This window comes from Streptococcus sp. IMAU 99161 (assembly GCF_014435245.1).
GTDB classification, from domain to species: domain Bacteria; phylum Bacillota; class Bacilli; order Lactobacillales; family Streptococcaceae; genus Streptococcus; species Streptococcus lactarius.
The window spans coordinates 307,528-324,161 of record NZ_JAAPAW010000011.1 but is presented as its reverse complement, the minus strand read 5'-3'; the positions used below and the strand labels follow the sequence as shown (position 1 = coordinate 324,161).

The following is a 16,634-nucleotide window of genomic DNA, read 5'->3' as shown; positions in this document are numbered from 1 at the left end:
AAAAAGAGAGTGGGACAGAAATCGGTCATTCGTTAGAATTCGATTTCGTTGTCCCACCTCCGCAAAGTTGAGTAGGGCTGTAAAAGCTGATGAAATCAGCGTAGTAGAGCCCACTCAACCACTGCGTCTTGCTCGACAATCCAAAAACAAGAAGAGGCTAGGACTTTTGTCCCAGCCTCTTTTTAGTCTAGCTAGTAAACTAGATTATTTTTTCAAGTTGTAGAATGATTCCAATCCACGGTATTCAGCAACTTCACCAAGTTGATCTTCGATACGAAGCAATTGGTTGTATTTAGCGATACGGTCTGTACGTGAAAGTGAACCAGTCTTGATTTGTCCTGCGTTTGTTGCAACTGCGATGTCAGCGATTGTTGAATCTTCAGTTTCACCTGAACGGTGTGATACAACGGCAGTGTAACCAGCTTCTTTAGCCATTTCGATAGCATCGAATGTTTCAGTAAGAGTACCGATTTGGTTAACTTTGATAAGGATTGAGTTAGCACATTTTTCTTTGATACCACGTGAAAGGTAGTCAGTATTTGTTACGAAGAAGTCGTCACCAACCAATTGAACTTTCTTACCAAGACGTTCAGTAAGAGCTTTCCAACCTTCCCAGTCGTTTTCATCCATACCATCTTCGATAGTGATGATTGGGTATTTGTCAACCAATCCTTCAAGGTAAGCGATTTGTTCTTCAGCAGTACGAACAGCAGCGCCTTCACCTTCGAATTTAGTGTAGTCGTATACTTTACGTTCTTTATCGTAGAATTCTGATGATGCACAGTCAAATCCGATAAATACATCTTTACCTGGAACATAACCAGCAGCTTCGATAGCAGCGATGATAGTTTCTACACCATCTTCAGTTCCTTCGAAACGAGGAGCGAAACCACCTTCATCACCTACGGCTGTTTCAAGTCCACGAGATTTAAGGATTTTCTTAAGAGCGTGGAAGATTTCAGCACCCCAACGAAGAGCTTCTTTGAATGATGGTGCACCAGCAGGTACGATCATGAATTCTTGGAAAGCAATTGGAGCATCTGAGTGAGAACCACCGTTAACGATGTTCATCATTGGAGTTGGAAGAACTTTAGTGTTGAATCCACCAAGGTAGCTGTAAAGTGGGATTTCAAGATAGTCAGCAGCTGCACGAGCAACGGCGATAGACACACCAAGGATAGCGTTAGCTCCCAATTTACCTTTGTTAGGAGTACCGTCAAGAGCGATCATAGCACGGTCGATAGCTTGTTGATCACGTACATCATAACCGATAATAGCTTCAGCAATAATGTTGTTTACGTTGTCAACAGCTTTTTGAGTACCAAGACCACCGTAACGAGATTTATCACCATCACGAAGTTCAACTGCTTCGTGTTCACCAGTAGAAGCTCCTGATGGAACCATACCACGTCCGAAAGCACCTGATTCAGTATAAACTTCTACTTCAAGTGTTGGGTTACCGCGTGAGTCTAGGACTTCGCGAGCGTAAACATCAGTAATAATTGACATTTTCTACTCTCCTTATGAGTTATATTTTTTACACCTCTATCATACCTTAATTAGCTTATTTTTTCAAGAAAAAACAAGGAAATCTTTGAAATTTGAGAACTTTTTAACATAAAAACGGTTTCATCGATGGATCCAAATGGAATTTTGATCCTTTCCATTTTTTTCGTTCTCCTTCTCCTTTTCTTCCCTCCTTTATGCTATACTAAAGGTATGACAGATATCAATAAAACTATTTTAGAAAAAGCTGCTGGGCCTAGTCGACTTCATCCCGATGAGCAGCGTCGTTTTTTAGAGACTTATAGCGAGCGGGTCATCGCTTCTTGTAGTCTAGCTGACGCACGCGAGAAGGCCCTTCTCCAAAACTTTCCAACCATCCTGACGGATAGTTCTGATCATTTCCAACCTGTCTTTGTCAAGATTTCACCTTCCTTGGATGAATCCTACCAACTTCAGTATTTAAAAATGACAAAAGAACAAGAAATTGTTGCAAGTATTGTTTCGGATGATTGCAAGAACTCTCCTTTCGGCCTCATCATCCATACAGACCACCCGTCTGGAATCGATCCAACTGATATGAGACTCCAGTATTCCCAGTTATTTGAAGAGGAGAACAAAGCTCCTATAAGCAAAAAACCATCCTTATGGAAACGGCTCTTTGGCTAAAGAAAACCCAATGGAAAAATCCAATCCATTGGGTTTCTTTTTACTGAATATTTAGTAATTGGCCAATATTTCGTGCACAAGAAATTAGATTTTTTTCTGCATTTCCGAGGGCTTCAGAAACCTGGCAAGGACCTGGTACAATAGAAAAAGCAGCGCTTATATTGTGACTTGGAAAGCTAGGTAAATCAGCCCCTAAGCTACCACAGATAGCAATGACCGGAATGCCGGCTGGCGTTCGTTTCGCTACGCCAACTGGAGCCTTCCCTGAAAGGGATTGCTGATCCATTCTTCCTTCACCAACTACCACTAAATCAGCCCTTTGAACCTTGCGGTCAAAATCAATTAAATCGAGACTCTTTTCAATTCCAGAGGAAATGTGACCTCCTGCAAAGGCCACTAAACCTGCAGCCATCCCTCCTCCAGCACCAGCACATGGCATTGATAAGATGCAAGGATCTACTAATTGGTAGAAGCTTTGCATGGCCTGATCAACCGCTGGAATTAAGAGAGGATTTAGACCCTTCTGACCACCAAAAATAAAGGTTGCTCCTTGAGGTCCGCATAAGGGGTTGGTCACATCCGTTAAGACTTGGAGTTCGATGTTTTGTAAAGCTTTTGGAACCGCACTGGTATCTATTCTAGCCACACGACCGAGCGAAGCCCCCACAGGACGAAGCAGATGGCCTTGATCATCATAGAAGGCTACCCCAAGTCCAGCTGCCATTCCAATCCCACCATCATTCGTCGCAGAACCGCCAATTCCCACACAAATCGTTTGCACACCTTGATCGACTAGGTGCAATATCAGTTCACCAATTCCCCGAGTTTCTAGTTCTAGAGGATGACGTTGATCAACTGGGATAGACTCTAACCCGACTAGTGCTGCCATCTCAAAAAAAGCCATCTGCTCTCTCCGGTAGTAGGGCATTAGGACTGGATTTCCAAAGGGTCCCGTGACGGAGACCTGCTCTTTTTTTAAGGCTAACACATCTGCCAAGGTATCCATGGTTCCTTCTCCCCCATCTCCAATAGGGAGCAGGTCGAAAGTTGCTTCCGGCAGGGACTCTTTAAAGCCTTTTTCTAGGGCTTCTGCTACTTGTTTTGCGGATAAAGATTCTTTAAACGAATCAGGTGCTAAAAGGATGTGCATTTCTTGTCCTTTCCATGTTGGTCTATGATGTTTAGAACTTGACTAAGATCTCTCTTTTCAATGTGATAGGGAGCTTTTTCAGCTACAATGGGCTTTGCCATAAAGGCTATCCCAATACCCGCAGCCTCTATCATGGGAAGGTCATTGGCTCCATCTCCCATGGCGACGGTTTGGTTCAGCCTAAGATGGTACTGATTAGCCCAGGTCAGGAGTTTTTCCCTCTTCCCTTCAGGCGTAACGATCGGACCATAGACACGTCCTGTCAGGTAGCCCTGCTTTGATTCCAGACGATTGGCACAAACCAGATCAATCTCTAAAGCGGATGCAAGTGGATCAATCAATTCATGAAAGCCACCCGATACAAGACCGACTTTGTAGCCCCTTTGATGCAATTCCGTGATGAGTTGCTCAGCACCTGGGTTCACTTTTATTTGTTTCTGTAGATCAGCGAATACCGAGGTCTCAAGTCCTTTCAGAAGGGCCACCCGTTCATGCAAAGAAGATGAAAAATCTAGGTGGCCATTCATGGCTTTGGAGGTGAGACGTGCGACTTTCTCTCTTACACCAGCTTGATGCGCTAAAAGATCAATTCCTTCTTCTTGCACCAAGGTCCCATCTACATCCATGACAAGCAATCCCTTTACATCCATGATCCTCTCCAATCTCTCTTTTACTATACAAAAATAGGGCCCTAATTTCAAGTTTCAATAAACTATAGGACTAAAAAAACGACCTCTAATGAAGTCGTTTTCAGTACTTAGAAGCGAATTTGTTCGCGTGTTTTTTCGTAAGATGTGACAAAACGTTCTGTTACACCCATTTCAACCATTTCCAAAGCATCTGAGATCACTTTGAAAGAGGCACTATAATCATATTCATGTTCAAAAATATAGAGTGCTTGGTCGAAGGCTGCTTGTACATGATCATCAAATGAACGGTAGCGGTTGGAGTATTGCAACAATTGCTCTGTCAAGGTAGCATTTTGAACAATACGATAAGCGGCTTCTTCCAATTCATTCATGTCATTGGTCAAGATTTCCAACATGCGGTTTGAATTTTCAATGTTGACTTTATCAGCTTCCAATTCTGCTACCAAGGCTTCGGTATTATTGCTTGCTGTAAAGAAAATTTCTAAGAATTCTTGTGGGATACCTGGCAAATTGCGCTTGTCCATGTATCGTTTGATCGCATGCAAACGGTTGGCATAAATATTAACCTTTTGACGTGCATTGGCATCGTCTTTTTCGATTTTTGAAAGGGAATCGCTCAAGCTAATTTGTTCATCTTCAATCTCTTTCAAACGATCTTCAATTGCTTCTAACTCTTCTTCTAAGATAGAGTAGGCTTTTTGTGTTTCAGATGAATCACTAACCGCATCTTCGACAACACCTTCTTGGGCAGCCAACTCAGCTTCTAAATCTTTCAATTGACGACTGAACATATCATTGATTTCAAAAGCTTTTTCAAGGCGTTCTACCTCAGAGGCAAGATTGCTATTGTTCTCTTTTGCGTGTTTTAAATAGCCTGGCAATTGCTTAACTAATTTGTGCACAACTTTTTGCGACTCAATTTCACGTGTAAAGATGCTATACAAGGCATCAATCTCTTCTTGGATTTGCTCATTTTCATAAATGGCATTGTCCAATTCAAGCGCAGAGACATTTGACATATTGTTCTTCAAGGAAGAATGCAATTGTTGGAAGCGAGATTCGATATCTGTTTCTGCGAAATGATAACCAGATTCTAACAGCTTGCGGTGACCACTTTCCAAATCATCCAACTGGTCTGGAAGTTCGGATTGAAGAGCTGTTACAATTTCAGGAACACGCTCAACAATATGAGACAACGCCACGATATGGTTCTCAGCTGTATCCAAAATTTCTGCCGCTTCAACTGGATCTCCTGATGAATTCAAGGTCACAAATTGAGAGAACTCAGATTGGATGTTACTGATTTGTTTTTCGATCTCAGGAAGGGCACTTCCATAGCGCTCAACATCTGAAGCCACATCGTTTTGAAGGTTTTCAAACAAATCCAAAGCGTGAACCACGCGCCCACTATTTTTTTGTTCTTGCTCTTCAAGATCTGATAGGGCTTGGCGAATGGCTTTGATGTCTTCATCGATCAATTGGATTTGGCTTTCGATATTGTCAATCGCTTGTTTGGCCTTCAAGAAACGGAAAGAATTGTTAAATCCTTCTGCTTCAAAGAGATTGTTCTCAATATCTGCAAATGAATTTAAGGATAAATCTACCCATTTTTGATTCCATTCGCGAAATGCAACTTGACTTTGACCAATCAAATGCATGTTTTTTACAGCCTCTACTTCATCGTTGACTGGAAGGTTGTATAACTTTTCTTTTCGTTCTTCCAGTGCTGCCAGTAAGGCTTCATTTCGTTTTCTCAAAATTACTGCGACGACATATCCGACAATCAAGATAAGGGCAACAATAATGATGAGAATAATTAGTCCACTAGACATATAAAAAACTCCTTCATCGTATTACTTGAATGTAATCCTTGTCATTATACCATAAAATATCCATAAATGGTGAAATATCGTTGAATTTTATACATCAAGTGTACTATATTCAGCGTTTTCTTCGATAAATTCACGGCGAGGTTCCACTCGATCTCCCATTAACATATCAAAAATCCGATCGGCTTCTGCCGCGTCATCTACAGATACACGCGCCATCAAGCGGTGCTCAGGATTCATGGTTGTTTCCCATAATTGATGGTCATCCATTTCACCCAGACCTTTGTAGCGTTGGATTGTTGGTTTTGAACGACCTTCTGAATATCGTTCTAAAGCTGCTGTCAATTGAGCTTCTTGGTTGGTACCAGGTTGGATATACTCTTTGATTTCACTTCCAACTTTGACGCCATAGATCGGTGGTTGAGCGATATAGACATAACCAGCTTCTAGAACTGGTTTCATATAGCGATAAATGAGGGTTAGGAGAAGAGTTCGAATGTGGGCCCCATCGACATCGGCATCCGTCATCAACACCAACTTATGGTAACGAGCCTTTGTCACATCAAATTCAGCACCGAAACCAGTTCCCATAGCAGTAAATAAGCTACGAATTTCTTCATTGGCAAGAATCTTGTCCATACTTGCTTTTTCAACGTTCAAGATTTTCCCGCGAATTGGAAGGATTGCTTGGAATTCCCGATTACGCCCTGATTTAGCAGATCCTCCTGCTGAATCCCCTTCGACGATAAAGAGTTCTGTTTCTTGCGGATTGTTTGACGAACAGTCTGCCAATTTACCAGGCAGATTGGAAATTTCAAGGCCTGATTTCTTACGGGTTACTTCCCGTGCACGCTTGGCCGCTACGCGAGCTTTGGCAGCCAAAATCCCTTTTTCAACAATTTTCTTTGCAATTTGTGGATTTTCCAAAAGGAAATCAGAGAAAGCATCGCTAAAGAGACGATTGGTGATTTTTACGACCTCAGAATTCCCGAGCTTGGTCTTGGTTTGCCCTTCAAACTGTGGGTTTGGATGTTTGACTGAGATAACAGCTGTCAACCCTTCCCGAACATCCTCACCTGTCAGGTTGTCTTCATTTTCTTTTAGAAGTTTATTTTTCTTAGCATAATCATTGATGACACGCGTCAAAGCTGTTCGGAAACCTTGCTCATGGGTTCCACCTTCATGCGTATGGATATTGTTGGCAAAACTCATGACGGTTTCGTGGTAGCCTGTGGTATATTGCATGGCTACTTCAACGGTGATGTCATCCATTTCACCGTCTGTGTAGATCGGTGTTTCAAAAATGACATCTTTATTTTCGTTGATGTATTCCACATAACTTGCAATCCCACCTTCATAGTGGTAATGCTTTTCTTGGTTCATTCCCTCACGCTTGTCGGTTAAGGAAATACGCAAGCCTCGGTTCAAGAATGCTAATTCTTGAATCCGTTTGTTCAATGTATCAAAATCATACACTGTTGTTTCTGTAAAGATTTCAGGATCTGGTACAAAGTGAACAGTGGTTCCTGTCCGATCTGCCTCCCCGATAATCTTCAAATCATCAACCACATGCCCACGTTGGTATTCTTGATAATAGATATTTCCATTTTTATAGACACGCACATCCAACGAGGTCGATAGGGCATTAACAACAGATGAGCCTACGCCGTGAAGACCGCCAGAAACCTTGTAGCCGCCTCCGCCGAATTTTCCTCCGGCGTGAAGGACTGTAAAGACGGTTTCAACGGCCGGACGGCCTGTCTTTTTCTGAATGTCTACAGGGATCCCACGTCCATCATCGACAACGGTAATGGAATTATCCGGTTCAATGAATACTTCAATATGGCTGGCAAAACCGGCCAAGGCTTCATCGATCGAGTTATCAACGATTTCCCAAACCAAGTGATGAAGACCCTCTTTTGAGGTTGAGCCAATATACATACCTGGACGCATCCGAACCGCTTCAAGACCTTCTAAGACCTGAATTTGACTCGCATCATATTCTTGCGCTTGCATTTCTTGCTGTTTATCCTCTGTCATAATTTCCCTTTTCTAGTCAAAAATAAACTGGTGGAGAGCTTGCATGGAATCAAATAAATAAGTAGCGAGCCCAGCTGCCTTTCCGGCTTCGATATCGATCGGACGATCTCCGATCACCAGACCATTTTGAATCTGGTACTTTTCCTTCAAATACAACATAGATGCTGGATCCGGCTTACGAGGAAAGCCCTCGTCTGCTGTTACAATCTCTGTAAAGAAGGGTGCAATGCCCGTCTGATCCAGAAGTGTCAAAACTTGGCGATCGCGATGGGACACCAAAAAATGACGACCTCCATGTGATTGAATTTCTTGAAGCAACTCTTTTGCGCCTTCAAACAAAATTGGATTCTGCAGCCCCAAGGCTTCTTTTTTCTTGTATTCCGTTCGAAAATTCGGAATGTGGGGCGCATAGGTCTCAATCGCATTCTGAGTTGAAACTTTTAATGCTGCATAAACAGAATCATGATCAGCTCGAATCTGAAAGTCCTTTAAGGTAGCCACAAAGGCATTTGTGGACGTTTCGTAATTATCCAAGAGCGTTCCGCCAAGATCCCATATATAATCACGATAATTCATAATTTTAATTATACCACAAATGAACAAAAAAAATAAGCTAAAACCCTCATTTAGGAGGGATTTTAGCCATTTTCTTTCGTATGTTATCAGTAGCATCACAGCTGATCTACTGACTGAATGAAAGCGCTACGAATCTTGACCTGTTTTCATTCAAGAAAAGGGACTCTTACTTGTCTCCAAAAACGTCTTGATAGAGCATGCCCTCACGCAGACTTTGGGCATCTCCACCGAGATGGTCCACCAAGGCGTAGGCCAAGGCTAAGGCTGTTGAAGGGCCACGACTAGTCAGAAGATTACCGTCTTTTACCACTGTCTCTTTAAGATAGTGACCATCTTGGATCTCTTGTTCGAAACCATCGTAGCAGGTATAGTTTTTTCCTTTTAGCAAGCCTGCACGTGCCAATACAATAGGTGCTGCACAGATGGCAGAGATGGTTTTCCCATTGTTCCTTTCTGCTTGAAGAGCTGCAATCAACTCTTCATGATCCCGCAAATTGGCTGCGCCTGGCATCCCACCTGGTAAAAAGATGGCATCATAATCGGACAAATCGCCATTCCAGAGGCGATCGACTTCCACTATGATCTGATGAGACCCCGTGACACTTTCTTCAAAACCAATGGTATCGCAATCGATTCCTGCGCGTCTGAGAACATCCACAATGGTTAAGGCTTCAATTTCTTCAAAACCATTTGCTAGAATAGCGGCTACTTTTTTCATGTTCATACCTTCTTTCTATTGCGCCTTTTTCAAGACGACTTTTTTACGAACCGGAGCTGGAGGATCGACTTTCTTCTTTTTCACACTTTGATTGTGAATCGAAAGGACCAGTCCAATACCGATCAAATTACTGATAATAGCAGATCCCCCCTGTGAAACAAAAGGAAGCGGAATCCCTGTCAATGGCAAAATACCCGTCACTGCACCGATATTTTCAAAAATATGAAAAACCAGCATCATGATAAACCCAATGGAAATATACGTATAAAATTGGTTATTAGACTGGAGGGTAATCTTTAAAATTCGGTAAATAAGACAGACATACAAAATCAAAAATACAAGAGAGCCAGCAAAGCCAAAGTCTTCCCCTAAAACGGTAAAGATCATATCGCTTTCTCTGACAGGCACCAACAAATTTGAAACATTGAAACCTTGTCCAAAGAGGCCTCCACTGGCAATGGCCAATTGACCCTGAGCTTGTTGGTAAGTTGTGGTTTGTGCATAATCAAATGGATTTAACCAGGCTAAAATCCGGTTCATTTGGTAGGTCGGCATGCCCAATTGTTGATGAAGAAAGGCTCTACCACCTTCTGATAAAAAGAGAAAGAGAAAGCCTGCAACGCCACCTACCAGAACAAAGACAACTGGTAGAATGATTTTCCAAGAAACTCCTGAAACCAAGACCAGACCTGCAAAAATAGCCATGAAAACAAGGGCAGTTCCCAAGTCTTGTTGGAGGGCTAATAAGACAAAGACGGGAATCGTATAGATCGTTAACTCAAGGATCAAAAACCAGTCTTGGCGCAACAAACGTTCACGCCCCTTATTTCGTTGCAAAAATTGGACGATGGAACGAGACAACATCAGAATAAAAGGAATTTTCATAAATTCCGACGGTTGAAATAGGGTAATATTCCCGTAAGCCACCCAGTTTTTTGCCCCTGTAGAGGCTACCAGACTTGGATTATAAAAGATCAAGGGAAGCACCATTAAGGCTAGTCCAAGTACATATAGAAAAGGGGTGATTTGCCAAAGAAATTTGGTGTTAAAGATTGTTACGATCAGACAGATGAAACAGCCCATGCCAATCCAGGCTAATTGTTGGCCTAAAAAGGACCAGACCATCTGAGGGTAATCATGAGAAACGGCAACATAAACCGATAAAATCCCAATGAGGAGCAGGGCAGACACGATTCCTACTATTGGGAAATCAAATTGCACCTCAAAGAAATGCTTTTGCTTCATTCACGTTCCTTTCTATGATGATTTAATGACGGATTCATTAATAGAGTAACATTTGCAGAATTAAACTAGAACCTGCTACGCAGAACCAGGCAATCAAGCCCACCAATAGTGGAGCTGATCCAGCTGAACGAAATTGTTTCCAGGAAACTTTACTTCCAATACCAACCAAGGCCATCGCCATAAAGAGTTGAGAAATTTCCTTGAGATAAGGAATGACGACTTTTGGAACTAGCCCAATTGAAGAAAGAATAGAGGCGACAATAAACCAAACGATGAACCAAGGTACGATTTTTTTCAACATGCCTTTTTGGCTTCCTTGTTGTTTCGTGCGATACAATTTCAAACCGATTAATCCAAGACAAACCGGCACGATCATGAGAGCCCGTGATAATTTAACGATCGTCGCCATTTCACCAGCGGCTTTACTGTATGAAAAACCAGCAGCCACAACAGATGACGTATCGTTAATGGCCGTTCCTGACCAGAGCCCAAAATGGAAATTAGACATATGCCATAAATGCCCCAATACTGGGAAGATAAAGACTGCTAAGATATTGAAGAAGAAAATCGTCGACATTGAAAGGGCAATTTCTTCTTCATCTGCTTCGATGATCGGAGCTGCAGCAGCAATGGCTGATCCGCCACAAATAGCTGTACCAAAGCCAATAAGGGTCCGTAGATGGGACTTGAGATGAAAGACCTTCCCAAAAATGATGGCCGCAAGAAAGGCTACTGTAATCGTTGGTAAGCTAATTTTTAAAGATGAAAGACCAGTAGAGGCTACGGTTGCAATGGGCAAGCTAAATCCCATGAAGATAATCGAATACTGCAACAATTTCTTACCGGACCAATTTAAGCCTGGGCGAGAATTCTCCGGTAAATCAATCAATTCATTGAGTAAAATTCCTAAAATCAAGGCAAAGACACTTGATCCAATGATGGGAAACATATTCCCTAAAAACATAGCGCAAAGAGCAAATCCTGCAGCTATCGCAATTCCTAAACTTTTTGTTTTCATTTTTCTGTATTCCTTTCAAAAAAGTGCTGGGCTTGATCCACTAGTTGACTCCTCAGAGTTGTCTGAAGGGGCAAGACCTGTTTCAGCCCATCTAAAATTTGTTTTCCATATCGTTTGGTGAGGACACGCTGATCCAATAAGAGCACCAAAGATTCCTGCTCATCTGAACGACTGGTCCTTCCGATTGCCTGCTTTATTCGTAAAATCGCTACTGGCAAACTATAGTCATAAAATGGGTTCTTTCCCTGATCTCTTAATTGGGCGTTAACTTTTTGCACCATGAACTCTTTAGGATTGTCAAAGGGAAGGCGCGTGATGATTTGAATCACTTCGTTCTGGTGGGAGAAATCCACCCCTTCCCAAAAGCTTCCAGTTCCCAGTAAAATCGAACTCTCTCCACGATCAAACCGCCGTTTTATATTGGCAGCATCCCCATTTCGGTACTGGGCTAAATGAGGAACCTTTAGGGCATTTGAAGTCTCTAGCAGCAATTCTTTTGAAGTAAATAAAAGAAAGATTGATTTTCCAAGAGGAAGCAAGTCTTCAACAAGTTGGCTAAGTTCAAGCGCATATTCTGATGCAGACAAGGAAACAACGTCTGCAAAATCAATCGGTAGCAACAACTCCTGATGCTGTTTTCGTTCTGATGGAACCTGGTACATTTGCTGGTTCCGATAGCCCAATAGAGAAGGAAGATCAACCTTTCGACTAATGCCGATCGTTGCCGATACGAAGAAGACCGGTACATCCTCTGTCAGAAAGTCCTGAAACGAAAGGAGTCCCTCCACTCCTGCATGGAGATGCATGATGTGATGGTCCTCAAAAGTTTCCTTATCTATCCAATAACTCTGGTAACGTTCAGCAAAGAGTTCCTTTAAATTTTCTAAGGATTCATTCGCTAATTCCCTCACATCCTGTCGCATTTTCGCTACAGTTTGCTCAGATAACACCGCTCGTTTCCCTTGCGCTACTTCTTTGCTACAAGCATTCAATTCAAACTGTATACTTTCTAACAGGCGCCGTTGCAAGAGATCTTTTTCCTGATCGAGACAATGCTGGATATCTATAAGAAGAGAGGTTAAGGACAGTTCTTTCTGTGAAAATTGCTCCAGTGCAAAGAACAGTTTCTGCGCTTCATCCACCACTAGAACTGCATCTTCCAGTAAACTCTGATCATCTTCTAAACGGGTTAAGAGATAGGCGTGGTTGGTGAGAATGACCCGACTTGTTTTCACTTTTTCCTGACCCAAACGCCAAAAATCTTCCTGATAAAAGAGTGAACGTTTGGACAATTGCCCATCATGGCAAATCTCCGCCACAAAATGGGTATGGCGATAGAGTTGTCCAACCTCACTCAACTCCCCTGTCTCTGTCATGGTTAGCCAGACTAAAAGCTGCATCTTAAAACGCTGCACCATCCGATTGTCGGATTCTCTGTGGAGGGTCTCATAAAATTTATCCAATTGCAGATATTCTTTAGGACTTTTTAAACTATGAAAAGAAACCTGAAACAGATCTTGAATTGCTTGGGCTTCCTTCTTCATTAGTTGGTCCTGAAGGATTTTAGTCGGAACACTGACAAGGATGCGCTTCGAGGTTTTCACAAGAAGTGTTAAGAGATAAGCATAGGTCTTTCCAATCCCTGTCGGCGCTTCAATAAAGCTTGGAGAACCATGCTTCAAGCCTTCCTCAATGTAGGATGCAAACTGCTTTTGCTCAGGATAAGCTTCCATTCCTAGCAACTGCATATTGAGGTCAAACTGTTCTGATAAATGACGACTTTCTAAGGGCCGGCGCTGTTTTTTTACATATAAGCCATGGACTTCTTTAAGGGAGGGGGGCAAAAAGGCTGAACTCTCTTCATAGGCATCTTCGATCAACAAACGTGACTCATAAATCAAACAATCCGCCATTGAAAGAAGTTCCTCAAGCAAGCCTCTTGGTAAGCCCGCAATTTTTTCTCTCAATTTCAAGAGCAACTGGGCTGTAGCAGTCGCATCCGCCAGCGCCGAATGGGCGTGGTGCAGCTCAATTCCTAGTTCAAAAGCCAGTGCTCCTAAATTATAACGCTCAAAGGTAGGATAGAAAATTTGAGACAATTCAACCGTATCAATTCGCGGAGTTGTCAGTTCAAACCCTTCCCAAAAAAGGGCTTCCGCCAATAAATTCGCATCAAACCGAACATTGTGGGCCACAAAAACGGCATCGTTAATCAATTCAAAAATCTCTTTTGCCACTTGTGCAAACTCTGGGGCTTTTCGCAAACGAGCATCTGTCAGGCCAGTCAATTGTTTGATATGTTCATCCAGACGCTCATGAGGATTGACGTCCGTCTCATAGGACTGAGTGATCTCCCCATTCTCGACGATGACAATCCCAACCTGAATGATTTTCGCATTGCTTCCAGCACTGGTTGCTTCCAGATCCACAATGGCATATTTTCGTTTCTGTCTTGTCATAGTACTTAAAATTATACCACGTTTCAGCAAGCTCCGCATATTTTTTTATGAGAAAATAAGAACTTCTATCTCCTTATTTCCCTCTTAATTTGATACACTATACTAGAAAGGAGTTCCTATGAAAATTTATCGCACTGTCAATCCAGTAGCTTACGAAAACACCTACTACCTAGAAAACGACCATTCTCTCATCCTTGTAGACCCAGGAAGTGACTGGCCAAGTATCCAAAGAAAAATTGAGCAAATTGGGAAACCCATCGCAGCTATTCTCTTGACCCATACCCATTACGATCATATCATGAGTCTTGAAAACGTCCGTCAGCACTACCATTTTCCTCCGGTCTATGTCCACCAGGCTGAAGCTAGCTGGTTATCTTCTCCTATCGATAATTTATCTGGCTTGGATCGCCATGCAGATTTGGAAGATGTTATTTGTAAAGATGCCGAGTTTCTTTACGACATTCGAAGCGACTATCAATTGGCTGATTTCCACTTTTATATCCTTGAGACACCAGGACACTCAGCAGGAGGTGTCTCCATTGTTTTCCCTGACGACCACTTCGTTTTATCTGGTGATGCGCTCTTTCGGGAAACGATCGGACGGACAGATCTACCCACTGGAAATACCGACCAACTTCTTACCAGCATCAAAGAAGAGCTCTTTACCCTCCCATCCTCATACTCAGTCTATCCAGGCCATGGATCCGAAACCTCTATCGGACATGAAAAAATGTTCAACCCCTTCTTTAGACAGCCCTAAGGACGGACATCCTATTGCAACTTCCGATTCCAAGATTAAAATAGAATTTAGAACAAACAAAAAAGCAAGCGAACTTGCTTTGGAATGTAGACCATCTATTTTAATGTAGAATAAATTTAGCAATTCTGCAAAGAAATAAAGTAAGTTCTAATTTTTAAAATGAATCAAGAAAATACCAAAACTTTCCGCCGTGAGAAAAGTACCTGAAACAATAAAGTTTCAGGTACTCGGAATTATTGAGACCTCAGGCTCAATAATTAGTCATGGAACTTCATAGAAGTTCGCTGACGTCCGTACTCACCTAAGGAAAGTTTTTAATATGATTTTATCTTCAATTTGAAGCAAGCGAACTTGCTTTTTTTTTGCTAGATTTTCAGGAAGCGTCTCATAGAGATCGAAGAACCAATCGCCCCAATCAAAATTCCCAATCCAAACAAACCACCAACCATAGTAGGAATTAAGAGATGAGGACTGTAAAGATATAAATTTTGATCCGCCAAGTTATTGCTCATAGAAGTATAAACGAGGTTGTAAACATAGAAGACCAAGATTGAAGGAACCAAGGCTCCCAAAAGGCCAATCCAAGCACCTTCTAAGAGGAATGGAGCACGAATATAGCCGTTTTTTGCACCTACCAGTCGCATAATTTTAATCTCGCGACTACGTGAAATAATGGTAATCCGAATGGTATTTGAAATCAAGAAGATAGCAATGAAGATCAACAAACCAACACCGATTAATCCCCAGTTCCGAATGAAGGTTCCAAGAGCAAACAAGCGTTGGGTATCAACCCCACCATCTTTCACTTCAGAAACCCCTTCAATTTTTTTAGCATCTGCTGAAACCTGTTTAACATATTTAGGGGCAGTTGCCTCTACATAATAGGCATCATACAAAGGATTGGCATCACCATCAAAAATTTTCCAGTTATTCCCAGCTGTTTTGATCAATTTGTTGTACTGATCTTCCTTACTAGAAAAATCAGCCTTATCAACATGTTTCATAGCTGTCAGAGCATCGTAGACCTTATGGTAGTTTTCATTGCTAACCATCTGACCATCTTTTTCGATTTGCTCGCTCTGATCTTGAATATCTTTGCGCATGTATACTACAACCCGCACACTATTTTGAATATCGTCTGAAAGCTTGATAGTGTTAGCAATAACAGAGGCAAAGATGGCAACTAAGCTAAGCGTAATCATAACCGAGCTGACCGCTGCAATCGTCATCCAGCCATTTCGTTTCAAGCTTTTAAGCGATTCGATTAAGTGTCGGAAAAATCTTCTAATCATCGTATCCGTACTCTCCTTCCGCTTCATCACGCACTACACGACCATTTTCAATCGCAATAACCCGGTGTCGTAAGGTATTTACAATCAGGCTATTGTGGGTTGCCATCAATACTGTAGTCCCTTGCAGATTGATTCGCTCCAAAAGGTTCATGATTTCCCAAGAATTATCTGGGTCCAAGTTTCCTGTTGGCTCGTCCGCAATCAAAACCTTAGGATTGTTTACGATGGCCCGTGCAATGGCAATCCGTTGTTGTTCCCCACCTGACAATTCATTCGGGAATGAACGAACCTTGTGTTTCAACCCAACCAGATCCAAGACTTCCATCACACGTTTTTTAATGTTCCGGCGACGTTCACCGATAACTTGCATCGCATAAGCAATATTTTCATAAACGGTCTTCTTTGGAAGCAATTTATAGTCTTGGAAAACCACACCTACATTGCGTCGCAACATCGGAACATCACGTTTTTTGATTTTATCTAAATCAAAACCTGCTACTTTCAATTTTCCTTTATCATGTTTTACTTCACGGTATAAAAGTCGAATAAAGGTCGACTTCCCAGCTCCAGAAGGACCTACAATATAGGCAAATTCTCCTGGTTCAATTTGGACAGATACCCCACGAAGGGCTGTTGTCCCGTTGTCATATTTTTTGACAACATCATTCATTTCAATCATTGACATGTAATGAAATTCCTTTCATTCGTTTTTGGGTCATCCCCTA

The 16,634-nt window shown here is 42.0% G+C and carries 14 protein-coding genes; 2 read left to right on the top strand and 12 right to left on the bottom strand.

From position 1 onward, the window contains the following. Positions 1-204: 204 nt before the first annotated feature. The gene (gene eno / locus HA044_RS07110) at positions 205-1,509 is read right to left on the bottom strand and encodes a surface-displayed alpha-enolase (RefSeq protein ID WP_187540513.1); all 1,305 of its coding nucleotides are present in this window, start codon (positions 1,507-1,509) and stop codon (positions 205-207) included. 210 nt (positions 1,510-1,719) lie between these two features. On the opposite strand from eno, the gene HA044_RS07105 reads away from it, so the two are divergent. Next, positions 1,720-2,172, top strand: a complete 453-nt coding sequence (locus HA044_RS07105; RefSeq protein WP_187540512.1) for a DUF1694 domain-containing protein — start codon at positions 1,720-1,722, stop codon at positions 2,170-2,172. 40 nt (positions 2,173-2,212) lie between these two features. On the opposite strand, the gene HA044_RS07100 is transcribed toward HA044_RS07105, so the two are convergent. From HA044_RS07100 to HA044_RS07060, 9 genes are all read right to left on the bottom strand, one after another. Further along, on the bottom strand, positions 2,213-3,322 hold the full coding sequence (locus HA044_RS07100; RefSeq protein WP_187540511.1) for a glycerate kinase: 1,110 nt from the start codon (positions 3,320-3,322) through the stop codon (positions 2,213-2,215). Continuing rightward, a complete protein-coding gene (serB, locus tag HA044_RS07095; protein ID WP_187540510.1) occupies positions 3,307-4,023 on the bottom strand; it encodes a phosphoserine phosphatase SerB in 717 nt (238 codons plus the stop codon). The genes HA044_RS07100 and serB overlap by 16 nt, the downstream gene beginning before the upstream one ends. Before the next feature lie 56 nt (positions 4,024-4,079). After that, the gene (ezrA, locus tag HA044_RS07090) at positions 4,080-5,804 is read right to left on the bottom strand and encodes a septation ring formation regulator EzrA (RefSeq protein WP_187540509.1); all 1,725 of its coding nucleotides are present in this window, start codon (positions 5,802-5,804) and stop codon (positions 4,080-4,082) included. Between the two features lie 87 nt (positions 5,805-5,891). After that, entirely contained in the window at positions 5,892-7,841 is a 1,950-nt protein-coding gene (gene gyrB / locus HA044_RS07085; protein ID WP_187540508.1) for a DNA topoisomerase (ATP-hydrolyzing) subunit B, read from the bottom strand. Between the two features lie 12 nt (positions 7,842-7,853). Continuing rightward, positions 7,854-8,417: an HAD-IA family hydrolase gene (locus HA044_RS07080; protein ID WP_187540507.1), complete on the bottom strand. Its 564-nt coding sequence runs from the start codon at positions 8,415-8,417 to the stop codon at positions 7,854-7,856. Positions 8,418-8,583: 166 nt separating this feature from the next. Next, positions 8,584-9,135 (bottom strand): DJ-1 family glyoxalase III, encoded by a 552-nt coding sequence (locus tag HA044_RS07075; RefSeq protein ID WP_187540506.1) that lies wholly within the window; start codon positions 9,133-9,135, stop codon positions 8,584-8,586. A 15-nt stretch (positions 9,136-9,150) separates the two neighbouring features. Next, on the bottom strand, positions 9,151-10,380 hold the full coding sequence (locus HA044_RS07070; protein WP_187540505.1) for an FtsW/RodA/SpoVE family cell cycle protein: 1,230 nt from the start codon (positions 10,378-10,380) through the stop codon (positions 9,151-9,153). A gap of 37 nt (positions 10,381-10,417) precedes the next feature. Beyond that, positions 10,418-11,398, bottom strand: coding sequence for a YeiH family protein (locus tag HA044_RS07065; RefSeq protein ID WP_187540504.1), 981 nt, complete (start codon positions 11,396-11,398; stop codon positions 10,418-10,420). Continuing rightward, entirely contained in the window at positions 11,395-13,857 is a 2,463-nt protein-coding gene (locus HA044_RS07060) for a bifunctional DnaQ family exonuclease/ATP-dependent helicase (RefSeq protein WP_187540503.1), read from the bottom strand. Before HA044_RS07060 ends, HA044_RS07065 begins: the two co-directional genes overlap by 4 nt. Positions 13,858-13,975: 118 nt before the next feature. Between HA044_RS07060 and HA044_RS07055 the strand changes: the two genes are divergently transcribed. Continuing rightward, positions 13,976-14,617 (top strand): MBL fold metallo-hydrolase, encoded by a 642-nt coding sequence (locus HA044_RS07055; RefSeq protein ID WP_187540502.1) that lies wholly within the window; start codon positions 13,976-13,978, stop codon positions 14,615-14,617. 365 nt (positions 14,618-14,982) lie between these two features. Here HA044_RS07055 and ftsX read toward each other — a convergent pair whose 3' ends face one another. Both ftsX and ftsE read right to left on the bottom strand, forming a co-directional pair. Then, complete coding sequence (gene ftsX / locus HA044_RS07050; protein ID WP_187540501.1) at positions 14,983-15,909, bottom strand: permease-like cell division protein FtsX; 927 nt, start codon at positions 15,907-15,909, stop codon at positions 14,983-14,985. After that, a complete protein-coding gene (gene ftsE / locus HA044_RS07045) occupies positions 15,902-16,594 on the bottom strand; it encodes a cell division ATP-binding protein FtsE (RefSeq protein ID WP_187540500.1) in 693 nt (230 codons plus the stop codon). The genes ftsX and ftsE overlap by 8 nt, the downstream gene beginning before the upstream one ends. Between the last annotated feature and the right edge of the window lie 40 nt (positions 16,595-16,634).